This is a genomic window from Halorubrum salsamenti (genome assembly GCF_007671685.1).
Classification (GTDB): Archaea; Halobacteriota; Halobacteria; order Halobacteriales; family Haloferacaceae; genus Halorubrum; species Halorubrum salsamenti.
The window spans coordinates 594,158-607,970 of the sequence record NZ_VCNL01000001.1 but is presented as its reverse complement, the minus strand read 5'-3'; the positions used below and the strand labels follow the sequence as shown (position 1 = coordinate 607,970).

14 protein-coding genes and 1 tRNA gene are annotated in these 13,813 nt (G+C 69.7%); 10 read left to right on the top strand and 5 right to left on the bottom strand.

Annotation, left to right across the window (positions count from 1 at the left end):
- Positions 1–29: 29 nt before the first annotated feature.
- A complete protein-coding gene (locus tag FGL94_RS03020) occupies positions 30–911 on the bottom strand; it encodes an SAM hydrolase/SAM-dependent halogenase family protein (RefSeq protein WP_144920799.1) in 882 nt (293 codons plus the stop codon).
- A gap of 85 nt (positions 912–996) precedes the next feature.
- Positions 997–1,527, bottom strand: coding sequence for a nicotinamide-nucleotide adenylyltransferase (locus tag FGL94_RS03015; protein WP_144920797.1), 531 nt, complete (start codon positions 1,525–1,527; stop codon positions 997–999).
- 169 nt (positions 1,528–1,696) lie between these two features.
- Here FGL94_RS03015 and lonB point away from each other — a divergent pair, with 169 nt between their 5' ends.
- The 6 genes from lonB to FGL94_RS02985 all read left to right on the top strand — a co-directional run bounded on the left by lonB (position 1,697) and on the right by FGL94_RS02985 (position 7,664).
- Positions 1,697–3,982 (top strand): ATP-dependent protease LonB, encoded by a 2,286-nt coding sequence (gene lonB, locus FGL94_RS03010; RefSeq protein WP_144920795.1) that lies wholly within the window; start codon positions 1,697–1,699, stop codon positions 3,980–3,982.
- Between the two features lie 23 nt (positions 3,983–4,005).
- A complete protein-coding gene (locus FGL94_RS03005; RefSeq protein WP_144920793.1) occupies positions 4,006–4,848 on the top strand; it encodes a CPBP family intramembrane glutamic endopeptidase in 843 nt (280 codons plus the stop codon).
- 46 nt (positions 4,849–4,894) lie between these two features.
- Positions 4,895–5,677 (top strand): CBS pair associated ParBc domain-containing protein, encoded by a 783-nt coding sequence (locus tag FGL94_RS03000; RefSeq protein WP_144920791.1) that lies wholly within the window; start codon positions 4,895–4,897, stop codon positions 5,675–5,677.
- Between the two features lie 68 nt (positions 5,678–5,745).
- A complete protein-coding gene (locus FGL94_RS02995) occupies positions 5,746–6,000 on the top strand; it encodes a glycine zipper domain-containing protein (protein WP_144920789.1) in 255 nt (84 codons plus the stop codon).
- Positions 6,001–6,084: 84 nt separating this feature from the next.
- Positions 6,085–7,023, top strand: coding sequence for an NOP5/NOP56 family protein (locus FGL94_RS02990; RefSeq protein WP_144920787.1), 939 nt, complete (start codon positions 6,085–6,087; stop codon positions 7,021–7,023).
- On the top strand, positions 7,020–7,664 hold the full coding sequence (locus FGL94_RS02985; protein WP_144920785.1) for a fibrillarin-like rRNA/tRNA 2'-O-methyltransferase: 645 nt from the start codon (positions 7,020–7,022) through the stop codon (positions 7,662–7,664). The genes FGL94_RS02990 and FGL94_RS02985 overlap by 4 nt, the downstream gene beginning before the upstream one ends.
- A gap of 45 nt (positions 7,665–7,709) precedes the next feature.
- Here FGL94_RS02985 and FGL94_RS02980 read toward each other — a convergent pair whose 3' ends face one another.
- Positions 7,710–8,018, bottom strand: coding sequence for a cyclin (locus FGL94_RS02980; protein ID WP_095636185.1), 309 nt, complete (start codon positions 8,016–8,018; stop codon positions 7,710–7,712).
- A 110-nt stretch (positions 8,019–8,128) separates the two neighbouring features.
- Here FGL94_RS02980 and FGL94_RS02975 point away from each other — a divergent pair, with 110 nt between their 5' ends.
- From FGL94_RS02975 to FGL94_RS02960, 4 genes are all read left to right on the top strand, one after another.
- Positions 8,129–8,827: an endonuclease III domain-containing protein gene (locus FGL94_RS02975; protein WP_144920783.1), complete on the top strand. Its 699-nt coding sequence runs from the start codon at positions 8,129–8,131 to the stop codon at positions 8,825–8,827.
- Between the two features lie 466 nt (positions 8,828–9,293).
- A tRNA-Leu gene (locus FGL94_RS02970) sits at positions 9,294–9,378 on the top strand.
- 315 nt (positions 9,379–9,693) lie between these two features.
- On the top strand, positions 9,694–10,842 hold the full coding sequence (gene sfnG / locus FGL94_RS02965) for a dimethylsulfone monooxygenase SfnG (protein WP_144920781.1): 1,149 nt from the start codon (positions 9,694–9,696) through the stop codon (positions 10,840–10,842).
- Complete coding sequence (locus tag FGL94_RS02960; protein WP_144920779.1) at positions 10,843–11,439, top strand: NADPH-dependent FMN reductase; 597 nt, start codon at positions 10,843–10,845, stop codon at positions 11,437–11,439. It begins immediately after the preceding gene.
- Positions 11,440–11,470: 31 nt separating this feature from the next.
- Here FGL94_RS02960 and FGL94_RS02955 read toward each other — a convergent pair whose 3' ends face one another.
- On the bottom strand, positions 11,471–12,490 hold the full coding sequence (locus FGL94_RS02955) for an NADP-dependent oxidoreductase (protein ID WP_144920777.1): 1,020 nt from the start codon (positions 12,488–12,490) through the stop codon (positions 11,471–11,473).
- Positions 12,491–12,549: 59 nt separating this feature from the next.
- On the bottom strand, positions 12,550–13,734 hold the full coding sequence (locus FGL94_RS02950) for a CapA family protein (RefSeq protein WP_144920775.1): 1,185 nt from the start codon (positions 13,732–13,734) through the stop codon (positions 12,550–12,552).
- Positions 13,735–13,813 lie beyond the last annotated feature (79 nt).

Sequence of the window (13,813 nt, the reverse complement as noted above, 5' to 3'; positions counted from 1 at the left end):
GTGAGTCCGCTTGACGGGGGTCGCCCCCGCTACAGGCTCACGTTGTCGGCGACGATCCGCACCGAGTCCCCGGGCCGGAGGTCGAACGCGCCGTCGCCGCGCCCGTCGTTCACGTCGCACTCGACGTAGCCGTGGCTCCCGACGGTGACGAGCCGCTCGCCCGGGTCGACCGCGCCGAACGTCTCGGCGACCGGGGTGAGGTCCTCGTTGATCCGGACCCAGTCGCGGCCGCGGATCAGCTCGCCCGGGACGTTGGTGACGACGTTGCCGAACCGGTCGATCGCGAGCACCTCGCCCTCGACGGCGACCGGGTCGCCCGCGTCGTCGCGCTCGACGCTCGGCTCCGGGAGGACGAGGTCGACCGGGTCGGTCGCCGGCGAGAGGTCGTCCATCGACGTGAGCACCTCGGAGACCTCCCCGGGCGTGGCCTCCGCCGGGGCGCCGTCGAGCGCCACCCGGATTCGGGCCGCGGTCGGCGCGAACACGTCGCGACCGTGGAACGTCTCGCTCGCCGGCTCGTCGACGTCGACGACGAACGCCTCGATCGCTGTCTCCTCCCCTCCCATCGCTTCCCCTACCCCTTCCATCGCTTCTTCTTTCCCTTTCTTCTCCCCCGCGAGCGCCCGAGCCGGCGGCATCGCGAGCCCGTTGTCGGGAGCGACGAGGACGTGCGAGCCGGCGCGCACGACCAGCGCGTCGCGGTCGGTGCCGACGCCCGGATCGATCACCGCGCAGTGGACGGCCGGCGGGAACTCGGGGAGCACGAACCGGAGCCAGAAGGCGGCCGCCCGCGGATCGCCGCGCGGCAGGTCGTGAGCGACGTCGATCAGTTCGGCGTCGGTGTGGCGTCGAATCACTCCCTTCATCGCGGCCGGGTACGGCGAACCGAAGTCGGAGGCGAGCGTGATCATAGACGATCGGCGGTTCGGCTCGCTCTTAAAAGGACGGTGGAGCGGACGGGAATTCACAGCGGGAGTGGCGGCGAGCGGCCGCCGGCTACGCGTCGGACGGCTCGTTCCCTATCGAATCGGTCTCGGCGATCCGGCGAATGCGCTCGACGCCGTCGACCTCGCGGATCACCTCGACGACGGCGTCGGGGACGAGATCGGTCCAGTCGCGGCCGTGGATCATCCGCTCGCGAAGCTCGGTCCCCTCCAGCACGTCGCGGCGGAACATCGGCGACTGGCGCACCTCGACGCCTGCCTCCTCGAACAGCCGAACGACGAGCGGGTTGTTCGAGTACGCCACGTCGAACCGCGGGGTCATGCTCTGGACGTGGCTCACCCACACGGAGTTGCGGTCGAGGTCCTCGATGGGAACGACGTAGGTGGTGACGTCGAGTTCTTGGACGGCCTTCGTCACCATCATCACGCGTTCGCCGGCCGTGAACGGGTTCCGGGTGGTGTGGGAGTCCCCGGCCGAACCGATCCCCAACACGAGCTCGTCGACCTCGGCCGCGATCTCCTCGACCATGTGTCGGTGGCCGTCGTGAAACGGTTGATACCGCCCGATGTAGAACCCGCGCATGGATCCACGTAGCGGGAGCCTCGTTTATAAACCTCGTGGGAGCCGGCAACAGGTGATATCGCGTGATATGGACCGTATAGCGCTTGTTCTTGGAATTGTACACCGATCGTCCGCGGGGAGAAAGTATATCAGTTGCCGACCCTTCGTTTTTCGTAGCGAAACCGATTCTATGAGCAACGAAAAGGACGCGAACGACCCGCCGACCGAGGACCCCGAGGAGCCGGACGAGTCCGGCGTCGGGACCCCGGACTCGACGGGGAACGGCGAGGACGCCCGCGACGACGGCGCCCGCGCACCGGCGGACGACGGCGTCGACGCGCCCGACGGTGCCGGCGATCCGACCTCCGAGGAGGAGTCGGTCGCCGATGAACCGGCCGAGCCCGACGAGGTCTGGGACGACGGGGTCGTCGTCGACGAACCCGAATCGGACGGCGCCGGGACGGGCCCCGAGGAAGCGAACGGCGCCACCCCCGAGGGTGTCACCGAAGCGAACGAGGGCGGCGGCATCGACGAGCTCGGCAGCTCCGTCGAGGTCGAGGGCGCCGAGATCGAGGAGGACCCCGACGAGGACGACCTCCTCGGCGGCCTCAAGATCGACACGACCGCCGAACTCGAAATACCCGACCGCCTCGTCGACCAGGTCATCGGGCAGGAGCACGCCCGCGACGTGATCATCAAGGCGGCCAAGCAGCGCCGCCACGTGATGATGATCGGCTCACCCGGGACCGGGAAGTCGATGCTCGCGAAGGCGATGTCCGAGCTGCTCCCGAAAGAGGAGCTGCAGGACGTGCTGGTCTACCACAACCCGGACGACGGCAACAAGCCGAAGGTCCGGACGGTCCCCGCCGGTAAGGGCGACCAGATCGTCGACGCGCACCGCGAGGAGGCGCGCAAGCGCAACCAGATGCGGTCGCTGTTGATGTGGATAATCATCGCCGTCGTGCTGGGCTACGCGCTCATCATCGTCGGCCAGATCCTCGTCGGCATCATCGCCGCCGGGGTCGTCTACCTCGTCTTCCGCTACCTGAACCGCGGGTCGGACGCGATGATCCCGAACCTGCTGGTGAACAACGGCGACACGAAGACCGCGCCGTTCCGCGACGCGACCGGCGCGCACGCCGGCGCGCTGCTCGGCGACGTCCGGCACGACCCGTTCCAGTCCGGCGGGATGGAGACGCCCAGCCACGACCGCGTCGAGGCGGGCGCCATCCACAAGGCGAACAAGGGCGTGCTGTTCGTCGACGAGATCAACACGCTCGACATCCGCAGCCAGCAGCACCTCATGACGGCGATCCAGGAGGGCGAGTTCTCGATCACGGGCCAGTCCGAGCGCTCCTCGGGCGCGATGGTCCAGACCGAGCCCGTCCCGACCGACTTCGTCATGATCGCGGCCGGGAACCTCGACGCGATGGAGAACATGCACCCGGCGCTCCGCAGCCGTATCAAGGGGTACGGCTACGAGGTGTACATGGAGGACACCATCGAGGACACCCCCGAGATGCGTCGGAAGTACGTCCGGTTCATCGCCCAAGAGGTCGCGAAGGACGGTCGCCTGCCGGAGTTCTCGGCCGATGCCATCGAGGAGGTCATCCTCGAGGCCAAGCGCCGCTCCGGCCGGAAGGGCCACCTCACCCTCCTGTTCCGGAACCTCGGCGGGCTCGTCCGCGTCGCCGGCGACATCGCCCGCGGCGAGGACGCCGAGCTGACCACCCGCGATCACGTGCTGCAGGCGAAGGGGCGCTCGCGCTCCATCGAACAGCAGCTCGCGGACGACTTCATCGAGCGCCGGAAGGACTACGAGCTGCAGGTCTCCGACGGCTACGTCGTCGGCCGCGTCAACGGGCTCGCCGTGATGGGCGAGGACTCCGGGATCATGCTCCCGGTGATGGCCGAGGTCGCGCCCTCGCAGGGGCCCGGCGAAGTGATCGCCACGGGTCAGCTGAAGGAGATGGCACAGGAGTCGGTGTCGAACGTCTCCGCGATCATCAAGAAGTTCTCCGACGAGAACATCTCGGAGATGGACATCCACATCCAGTTCGTGCAGGCGGGCCAGCAGGGCGTCGACGGCGACTCCGCGTCCATCACGGTCGCGACCGCGGTCATCTCCGCGCTGGAGAACGTCGGCGTCGACCAGAGCCTCGCGATGACGGGCTCGCTGTCGGTGCGGGGCGACGTGCTCCCCGTCGGCGGCGTCACCCACAAGATCGAGGCGGCCGCGAAGGCCGGCTGTACCCGGGTCATCATCCCGCAGGCGAACGAGCAGGACGTGATGATCGAAGACGAGTACGAGGACATGATCGAGGTCATCCCGGTCTCGCACATCAGCGAGGTCCTCGACATCGCCCTGGAGGGCGAGACCGAGAAGGACTCGCTCGTCTCCCGGCTGAAGTCGATCACGGGGTCGACGCTGAAGGAGGGGAGCGTCTCCGGTCCCTCCAGCCCGAGCCCGCAGTAGGGTAGCGTCCCCCAACCGCTCCGATGTCCGACTGGGCGACGTTCGCGGCCTGCGTCGTCGCCCTGACGCTGCTGCTCCTGTTCTTCGCCCGCCGCTCTCGACGCCTCCTCGAGAGCGCCCGGCTCGTCGATTCGCGGAGCGACGTCGCCGGTGTCGACCGCGACGATGACGCCGGCTCGCCCTCGAACGCCGACCGGCGGGACCAGCGAGACCGACCGATCCTCACGACGCGCCTGTTGCTAGCCAACGCGGCCGCCTCGCAGGCGCTCGCACTGGCCGTCCTCGTCGCGATCGCGTGGTGGGCCGCAGTGCCGGCGTCGGCGTTCGGGATCGGCGGGGCGCACCCGACGCTCGGCGCGCCGGCGGTCGCCTCTCTCGGGAGCCCCGGGCTCGTCGCCCTCGGCGTCGGCGCGGGGCTCGTCTTGGCCGCCGGCAACGAGGCGGCCGCGCGGCTGGGCGCCCGGGCCGGCGTCGCGCCCTCGACGCGGCTCCGCGAGGCGATGGCACCCACCGGGTCCGACGAGTGGGTCCTGCTCTTAGCCGTCTCGCTCCCGGTCGTTGCGGTCTTCGAGGAGGCGCTGTTCCGCGGCGCGCTGGTGGGTGCGCTCGCGGTCGGCTTCGCGACTGACCCGTGGCTCCTCGTCGCCGCCTCGTCGGTCGCGTTCGGACTCGGTCACGGCGCGCAGGGGTGGCTCGGGATCGCCGTTGCCGTCGGGCTCGGCCTCGCGCTCGCGGGGCTGTTCGTCGCCACCGGCAGCCTCCTCGCGGTCGTCGTCGCGCACTACGTCGTCAACGTGGTGGAGTTCCTCGCCCACGAGGCCTCGGAACCCGTTCCGTGGGGACCTGAGCGGGACGGCGCGAAGTGAGGACGCCTCCATCCCCTTTTTAATCCGCCGGAGCCAACGCCTGACGATGAGCGGGAAACCGACCGTCGGCGAGTACATGACCCGCGACGTCGAAACCGTGAGCCCCGACGAGACGGTGGAGTCGGTCGCACGACGCATGGCGGAAAGCGACGGCCACAACGGGTTCCCCGTCACGCAGGGCCGGACGGTCGAGGGGTTCGTCTCGGCCGCTGACCTCCTGCTCGCCGACGACGAGGCCCCCGTCTTCACCGTGATGTCCGACGACCTCATCGTGGCGCACCCGGACATGAAGGTGACCGACGCCGCGCGCGTCATCCTCCGGTCCGGGATCCAGCGGCTCCCGGTCGTCGACGACGCGGACAACCTCGTCGGGATCATCTCGAACACGGACGTGGTCCGCTCGCAGATCGAGCGCGCCACGCCGAGCAAGGTGGGCAAACTGATGCGCACGCTCGAACAGATCCACGGCGTCGGGCTCTCCGAGGAGCGCCGCGAGGTGGAACTCACCGACCTCACGCCGACGCAGGCCCGCGTGTACGCCGACGAGCTGGAGGGGCGGAAGTACGAGCTGGAGCGCGGGCTGGCGGAGCCGCTCGTCGTCATCGACAACGGCGGGACGCTCCACCTCGCCGACGGCCACCACCGCGTGATGGCGGCCCACGAGGCGGGGATCGACGAGATGGACGCGTACGTGATCGTTCCCGATCACCCCGTCGATCTCGGGATGGCCAAAACCGCCGAGAAGGAGGGACTCGACGATATCACCGACATCGAAGTCGTCGACTACGCGCGCCATCCCCTCGTGGAGACGACGAAGCGGTTGCAGTGAGCTCGCCGCGATTTTTCCGTCCTTACACCGACGACAGGTTTTTGAGATCCCGCAACGAAGTGTGGCGTATGAGATCCCGAATCAAGGGCGCGCTGTCCCGAGCGAAGTACGCGGCGGTTGGGGCGGCGGTCGGCGCCGCCGTCGGCGGACTGGTCAGCCGAAACGCGGCGAGCACCGGCGGCGCGCTCGGCGGGCTCGCGGGTGCGACGCTCGCCGACGTGCGGAGCAACCCCGACGGCGTCTTCGCGGAGTTCCGGTCCGACGGTGACGACGCGAACGACGCCGACGACGCGGCCGCGACGATCGAACTGGCCGACGAGTAGCAGCAGCGGTTCCGTTTTTCACGCCGAGTAGCCCCGCCGTCGTTTCGGGAACGCCTATACGACCGGACGAAGTAGCCACGGGCAATGACCGACACCGACGACAGCGCGGACGCCGGCTGGTTCGCGGGCGGCTCGCCGGCCGGCTCCGAGGCGACGGACGACGAGTCGGCGCTCCGCGCCCGGATCCTCGACGGCGAGGCCGACCAGCCGCGCGACTGGCCCGGACTCGCGGTGGACTCCGGGTTCGCGGGCTCGAGCGACTACTACTACGACCGCCTCCACGAGGCGACCGTGGCCGCGACCCGCGAGGCGGTCCGCGAGCGCGAGCGCGCCGACGACCAGCAGCTGATCCACGCCGTGCGGGCGATGGACGACTGCGAGCGCACCGCCAACGAGCTGGCCGAGCGCGCCGCGGAGTGGGCCGGGAGCCTGTTCGACGACGCCGAACCGGGGATCGAGGGCGCTCGCGCCGTGGCGGAGCGCGAGCCCGACGGCGAGCTGGAGCGGCGCGCCGTCTCGCTCGCGGCGCGCGTCGTCGACCTCGCCGCGGAGCGCGACGCGCTCGCCGAGACGATCGACCGGATCGCTCCGGCGGTGGCGCCGAACCTCGCCGAGATGGCCGGTCCGGAGCTCGCGGCGCGGCTGATCGCGCTCGCGGGCGGACTGGAGCCGCTCGCGAAGAAGCCCTCGGGGACCGTGCAGGTGCTCGGCGCGGAGGACGCCCTGTTCGCGCACCTCTCCGGGCGCGCTCCCTCGCCGAAACACGGGATCATCTACACGCACGAGTACGTGCGGAACACGCGACCCGAGGACCGGGGATCGGCTTCGCGGGCGCTCGCGGGCAAGCTGACGCTCGCGGCCCGAGTGGACCACTACTCGGGCGAGCGCCGCGAGACGCTCCACGAGGAGCTCCGCGAGCGGATGGCGACGATCCGAGCGCGTGCGGAGGAGGGGGACGGTAGCGGAGACGGTGGGAGCGACGGCGGCGGCGACACCGACGCCGACACGGAGGGCGACGCATGACCGACCCCGACCTGCCGGCGGGTGTCGAGCGCCGCGAGATCGACGGGGAGACTCGGCTGGCGACCAGCGGCCCGCCGGTGTACGGCGAGCCGACGGCGGACGGGTGGCGCGCGTGGGACCCCGGCCGCTCGAAGCTCGGAGGGATGTTCGAGCTCGGGTTCGAGACGGGGCTGTCCGGCGGCGAGGCGGTGCTCTACCTCGGCGCGGCCAGCGGGACGACCGTCAGCCACGTCGCGGACTTCGCGGGGCCGACGTACGCGGTGGAGTTCGCGCCGCGGCCGGCGCGGGACCTCGTCGAGGCGGCCGAGCCCCGGGAGCGGCTGTTCCCGCTTTTAAAGGACGCGCGGACGCCGACCCGCTACGCGCACGTCGTCGAGAGCGACGTGGACGCGATCGTGCAGGACGTGGCGACGCGCGGGCAGGCCGAGGTCGCCGTTCGCAACGCGCGGTTCCTCGCCGACGACGGGCGGTTGCTACTGGCGATCAAGGCGCGCAGCGAAGACGTGACGGCGGCCCCGGAGACGGTGTTCGAGAGCGCGCTCGACCGGCTTCGGGAGGCTTACGAGATCCTGGAGACGGGGCGGCTCGACCGGTTCCACGAGGACCACCTCGGCGTCGTGGCGACGCCGAAGCGAGATTAAGGGAGCGACAGGCCGTGAGGACGGTCGACGCCGGAACCGTCCGATTTACCACGTCGGCGGCGAGAAGCCGGCGTCCTCCAAGATCGGCTTCCAGCGCTTCTGAACGGAAAGTCGGGAGACGTCCATCGCGTCGGCGACGGCGGACTGCGACCGCTCCTGGCCGCGGATCAGCGCGGCGGCGTAGAGGCTGGCGGCCGCGGCGACGCGCTTCCCCCGCTCGTCATCGGGGGCGCGCGACAGGAACAGGTCCGTCGCCGTCGACAGCGTCTCCTCGTCGAGGTCGAGCGTCGCGCACGCGTCGTCGAGCCGGTCGATCCACGCCGCGTTGTCGACGCGATCGCTCGCTCGGTACATGCCCGCAGTTGGGCGCACCGGCTTAAAAAGGTCGCGCGGGAGATCTGGAGTGCTCGGGAGCGACTCCCCTCGGTCGTCGCTCTCAAGTCCGCGCCGCCCGTAGAGCGGGTATGTCGACGCACGCGTGGACCGAAACGGAGGTTCGCGACCTCCACGACGACTTGGTGTCGCTGTACGAGCCGGTTGACCGCGTCGCCGAACACGGCGCCGACCCGACCGCCGAGCCCGGCGAGGGGGTCCGGCAGCTCGTGACGACGATTCTCTCGCAGAACGTCGCTGACGAGAACACGAGCCGGGCCACGGAGGCGCTGTTCGACCGGTACGACGACTTCGCGGCGATCGAGGCGGCCGACCACGAGGCGCTGAAGGAGACGATCCGCGTGGCGGGGCTCGCCGACCAGAAGGCCGCCCGGATCCAGCGCGCGCTGGCCGCGATCCGCGAGGAGACCGGCGGCGCGTACTCGCTGGCGTTCCTCGACGCGATGGCGACCGACGACGCGAAAGACTGGCTCACGGAGATCAAAGGCGTGGGACCGAAGACGGCAAGCGTCGTGTTGAACTTCCACTTCGGAAAGCCGACGATGGCGGTCGACACCCACGTCGAGCGCGTCTCTAAGCGGTTCGGGTTGGTACCGGAGTCGGTGTCGAATCAGGCGGCTCACGACGCGCTCGACGAGCTGGTTCCCGACGAGTTGATCTACCCGCTTCACGTCCTGCTGATCCGGCACGGCCGAGAGCACTGCTCGGCTCGCGGCGCCGACTGCGACAACCCGGTGTGTGAGGCGTACTGCGACTGCGAGTACTGTTGATACGCGGTGACGGGGGTTGTTAGCGGCTGTTTATACGTCGATCAGGGTGTCGATCGCGTCTCAGTCGATCGCTTAGAAACGGTTGAGCGCAGATCGACGGCGAACACCTCCAAAGCCCCAGCCGCGAGGGCGACGCACGCTCGCTGCGCGCTTCGGTCGCTCACTTCGTTCCTCCCTGCAGTGCTTACGTCGCCTGCGCCGCCCTCGCGGCTGCCCCTTTGAGTCCCACCCACCCGCACGGCACCGCACCTCACGCCTCCCCAGCCTCGTCACCGGACTGCGTCCGGTTGCAAGCGAGAGCTCCGCTCTCGCCCTGTCGCTGGCGGCTACCGCCGCCAGCGACTCCCTCGCGCGTGCTCCTCACACCCTTCGGGTGCTCGCAGGCACGCGCCACCGCAGATATGTACGCGTGTCGCCGTCGACGGTTCGTCAGGTTCTTGAGTCGGTTTCGCCTACGCTCGGTCGCGCGCGGGTTGCCGAGCCAGGCCAAAGGCGTAGCGCTTAGGACGCTATCCCGTAGGGGTCCGCCGGTTCGAATCCGGTCCCGCGCATTTTGCGGCGAGCAACCCGTGAGCCGCAAATGGGTGCAGGGTTCGAACCCTGGAAGTCGCGCGCAACGAGCGGAGCGAGTGAGCACGTCTTCCTCCGGTTCGAATCCGGTCCCGCACACATTGACGCGAACGGGTGAGCCTCGACCATTTTTATAAGTGATTTCGGGAGATGTCGGGCCGTCGATCCCAGCCACCGGAGCCGCGACAACTCTTGCCGGTGACGAGGTTCCCGCACAAACGCGGCCGCTATCGGAGACCCCCGACAGAGCTGGCCGACGAGGACCGGGTTAAGACGACACGGGGAGATGAGCGGGTATGGACACCGAATTCGCGTACTGGGTGCCGAACGTCAGCGGCGGGCTGGTCGTCTCGGACTGGGAGACGGAGACGGACTGGACGTACGACTACAACCTCGATCTCGCCCGCACGGCGGAGTCGGTCGGATTCGACTACGCGCTCGCACAGGCTCGGTTCTTCGGCAGCTACGGCGCGGACAAACAGCTGGAGGCGCTGTCGATCGCCAACGCGCTCGCGGCGCAGACCGACGAGCTACACGTGATCGGGGCGGTCCACCCCGGCCTGTGGGAGCCCGGCCCGCTGGCGAACTTCATCTCGACCGCCGATCGCATCAGCGACGGGCGGTTCTCGATCAACGTCGTCTCCGGCTGGTTCAAGGGGGAGTTCACCGGCTTCGGCCAGCCGTGGCTCGAACACGACGAGCGGTACGCCCGCTCGTCGGAGTTCATAGAGGTGCTGAAAGCGCTGTGGACCGAGGAGCGCGCGACCTACGACGGTCGGTTCTACACGATCGGGAAGGGGATCGACGGGTTCGAGGGCGCGCCGCTAGAGCCCAAACCGATCCAGGACCCGTACCCGCAGGTGTTCCAGGGCGGGAACTCGCAGGCCGCACGGGAGATGGCCGCGAAACACGCCGACGTGCTCTTCATCAACGGCGGGAGCCTCCAGGAGATCCGCGCCGTCATCGACGACGTCGAGGAGTACGCCGAGGAGTTCGGCACGGAGCCGCCGCGGTTCGCCGCGAACGCGTTCGTCATCCAGCGCGACACCGAAGAGGAGGCGAAGGAGGTCCTGGAGGGGATCATCGAGAACGCCACCGACGAGGCGGTCGACGCGTTCAAAGACCAGGTGAAGGAGGCCGGCCAGTCGTCGGATGAGGGCGAAGGGATGTGGGCCGACTCCGACTTCGAGGACCTCGTGCAGTACAACGACGGCTTCAAGACCGGACTCATCGGGACCGACGACCAGATCGTCGACCGGGTCCGGAAACTCGACGCGATCGGGATCGACATCGTCCTCGCGGGGTTCCTCGACTTCGAGAAGGAACTCGAACGCTTCGGCGAGACGATCATCCCGGCGATCGACGAGGCCGACCCGCTCGATCCCGACGAGGTCGACGCGGTCGACGAGATCGAGGAAGTCGGCGGTGCGAAGGTGGCCCGATAGATGGCGGACCGGACTCTCCTCGGGATCGTCGGCAGCGTCTCCGCCGACTCTCGAACGCGAACCGCGGTCGAGGTCGCGTTGGACGCGGCGGCAGAGCGACACGCCGTCGAGACCGACGTACTCCACCTCGCCGACTACGACCTCGAAACCGCCGACGGTCGCGGCATCGACAACTACGAGGGCGACACCGCCGAGGCGCTCGACCGGATCGTCGAGGCCGACGCCTACGTCGTCGGAACGCCGGTGTACCGCGGCTCGTACTCGGGTGCCCTCAAGAACCTCCTCGACATGGTTCCGCGAGGCCAGTGGCAGGGCGACGCCGCCCCCTTCGAGAACGCGGCGGTCGGGCTCGTCGCGACCGGCGCGACGGACCACCACTTCCTCGCGGTCGATCAGGAGCTCCGCCCGGCGTTCGCGTTCTTCGGTGCACACGCAGTGGGCGGTGCCACCTACGCGGACGCCGACCAGTTCGAGGAGGGGACGATCGACGACGCCGACCTCCGCGACCGCCTCGAACTGCTGGGCGAGGCCACGGTCGAACTGTCGGTGGCGATCGACGACGCCGACGCGCTCGGAGAGATCGGACCCGCCATCTGAGGCCCTTCGCCCCGCGCTCACGCCGCGAGCGTCACTCCGCCGCCGTCGACACCCGCACCACCTGCTTGCCGATGTTGTCGCCCGCAAAGAGCCCGAGGAAGGCGTCGGGGGCGTTCTCTAACCCCTCTACGACCGTCTCGCGGTGTTGGAGCTCACCGCTCGCGACCCAGCGCGCGAGTCGCTCGCTCGCCTCGCCGAATCGGGTCGCGAAGTCGGCGACGAGCAGCCCCTCGACCCGCGCTCGCACCGCGATGAGCTGCGGGAGCTTCCGCGGCCCGGTCGGGACCTCCTCGTCGTTGTAGTGCGCGATCTGCCCGCAGACCGCGACTCGCGCGTCGAGGTTCAGTTCCGTGAACACGGCGTCCGTGATGGGGCCGCCGACGTTGTCGAAGTACACGTCCACGCCGTCGGGCGCGGCCTCGTCGAGCGCGGCGCGATAGTCGTCGGTCGCCTTGTAGTTGATCGCGGCGTCGAAACCGAGCTCGTCGGTGAGCCACGCCGTCTTCTCGTCGCTGCCGGCGAATCCGACCACGCGACAGCCGTTCCGCTTGGCGATCTGGCCGACGACCGACCCGACCGCGCCCGCGGCGCCGGAGACGACGACGGTGTCGCCGGGTTTCGGCTCCCCGACCTCCAGCAGGCCGAAGTAGGCGGTCCGGCCGGGCATGCCGAGGACGCCGAGGTACGCCTCCGGGTCCGCGACCGTCGGATCGACCGGCGCGACGTCGTCGGCGTCGAGGGTCGCGTAGTCGGCCCACCGCCCCTCGCCCGTCACGAGATCGCCCTCGGCGTACGCGTCGCTCGCGCTCTCGACCACTTCGCCGACGATGCCGCCTTTGAGCGCGTCGCCCACGTCCCACGGCTCGGCGTACGACTCGGCGTCGCGCATCCGCCCGCGCATGTACGGGTCGACCGAGAGGAATCGCGTCCGAACGAGGAGTTCGCCGGTGGCGGGGGAGGGTACGTCCGTCTCGCGCAGTTCGAAGCAGTCCATGTCGGGTTCGCCGTCGGGCCGCTCGGCGAACAGCCACTCGCGGTTGGTGTTCGTCACGGTCGTCGTTGACGGCTGCGACGCAATAGCGTTTGGACGCCAGCAGCCGTCGGGAGGGTTTAGTCCTCTCCCAGCGGGAACGCCAACCGGTCGTCCCTCTGCTCGACTGCGGTCCCAAACGGTTCAGAACGCTCTGCGAGGGTATCGCGTACCCACTCGGCGATATCGTCGTCCGCGAGCGTCGCCGCCTCGTCGGCGATCGCGATCGGCTCGACGGCCAGCTCGTCGAGGTCGCCGTCGCGCACGACCAGTTCGAAGAGGGCGGTCCGCTTGTTTCGGACGCCCTCGCGGTCCTGATAGCTGATGTAGTCGTCGACGAAGTCCGCCGCGTCGTAGATGATCGGGCGCCCCTGGTACACCTCGACGCCTTGGAGGACGTGCGCGCTGTGGCCGTGGACCACGTCGACGCCCTGCTCGACGAGCCACCGGCCGAACCGCTCGTGGACCGCCCGGGGTTCGGTCTCCCAGTTCGGCCCCCAGTGGAGCGAGGCGACGACGAGGTCGGGGTCGTGTTCCGCCGCGCTGTCGAGGAGTCCCTCGACGAGCGAGCGGGTCGCGGGCACGGCGGGATCGAGCGTCGCGAACGCGGTCCCCGGCTTCGACGCCCCCGCCGAGAACTCCTCGGCTTGGTCGGTGAGGCCGAACGCCGCGACGGTCAGGTCGTCCGCTTCGAAGGTCGCGGGTTCGAGCGCCGACTCGACGTCGGTGCCGGCGCCGGCGTGTGCGATCCCCGCCTCGGTCAAGTGCGACTCGGTGTCCCGGAGCGCGGGCTCGCCGTAGTCGAGGACGTGGTTGTTCGCGAGCGAGACGAACGAGGCGCCCGCGGCCTCCAGGGCCGGCACGGCGAACGAGGGGGCCGCCCGGAAGTAGAACCCCTTGTCCGGCCAACGCGTCCCGCGATCGGAGACGCAACACTCCAGGTTCCCGACCAGCCCGTCGAGTTCCTGCAGCCGTGGCAGCGTCGAGCCCCAGACGTTCTCGGAGTCGTCGTCGGCCCACCGCTCGTTGACGCTCCGGCCGAGCATCAGGTCGCCGACGAATCCGATCCGGGTCGCGTCGCTCCCGCCGGAGCCGTCTGCGTCGTCATCCGCCTCGCCCGCGTCCGAGCCGCCGTCGCCCTCGGCCGAGCCGTCGCCGGTCGCTTCTCGAGTTCCGCCGTCTGCAGTCGGTGGCGTGGCGGCGCACCCGGCGAGTCCGACGAGTCCGGCGACACCAGATGCCAGCAGGGTCCGGCGCGTTCGCATCGGTCCCGGATTTGGCGAGCGCCGACTTTAACCTGCGGTACGCGACGACTCAGTCACCCTCAAAACGGAACCCGATGAC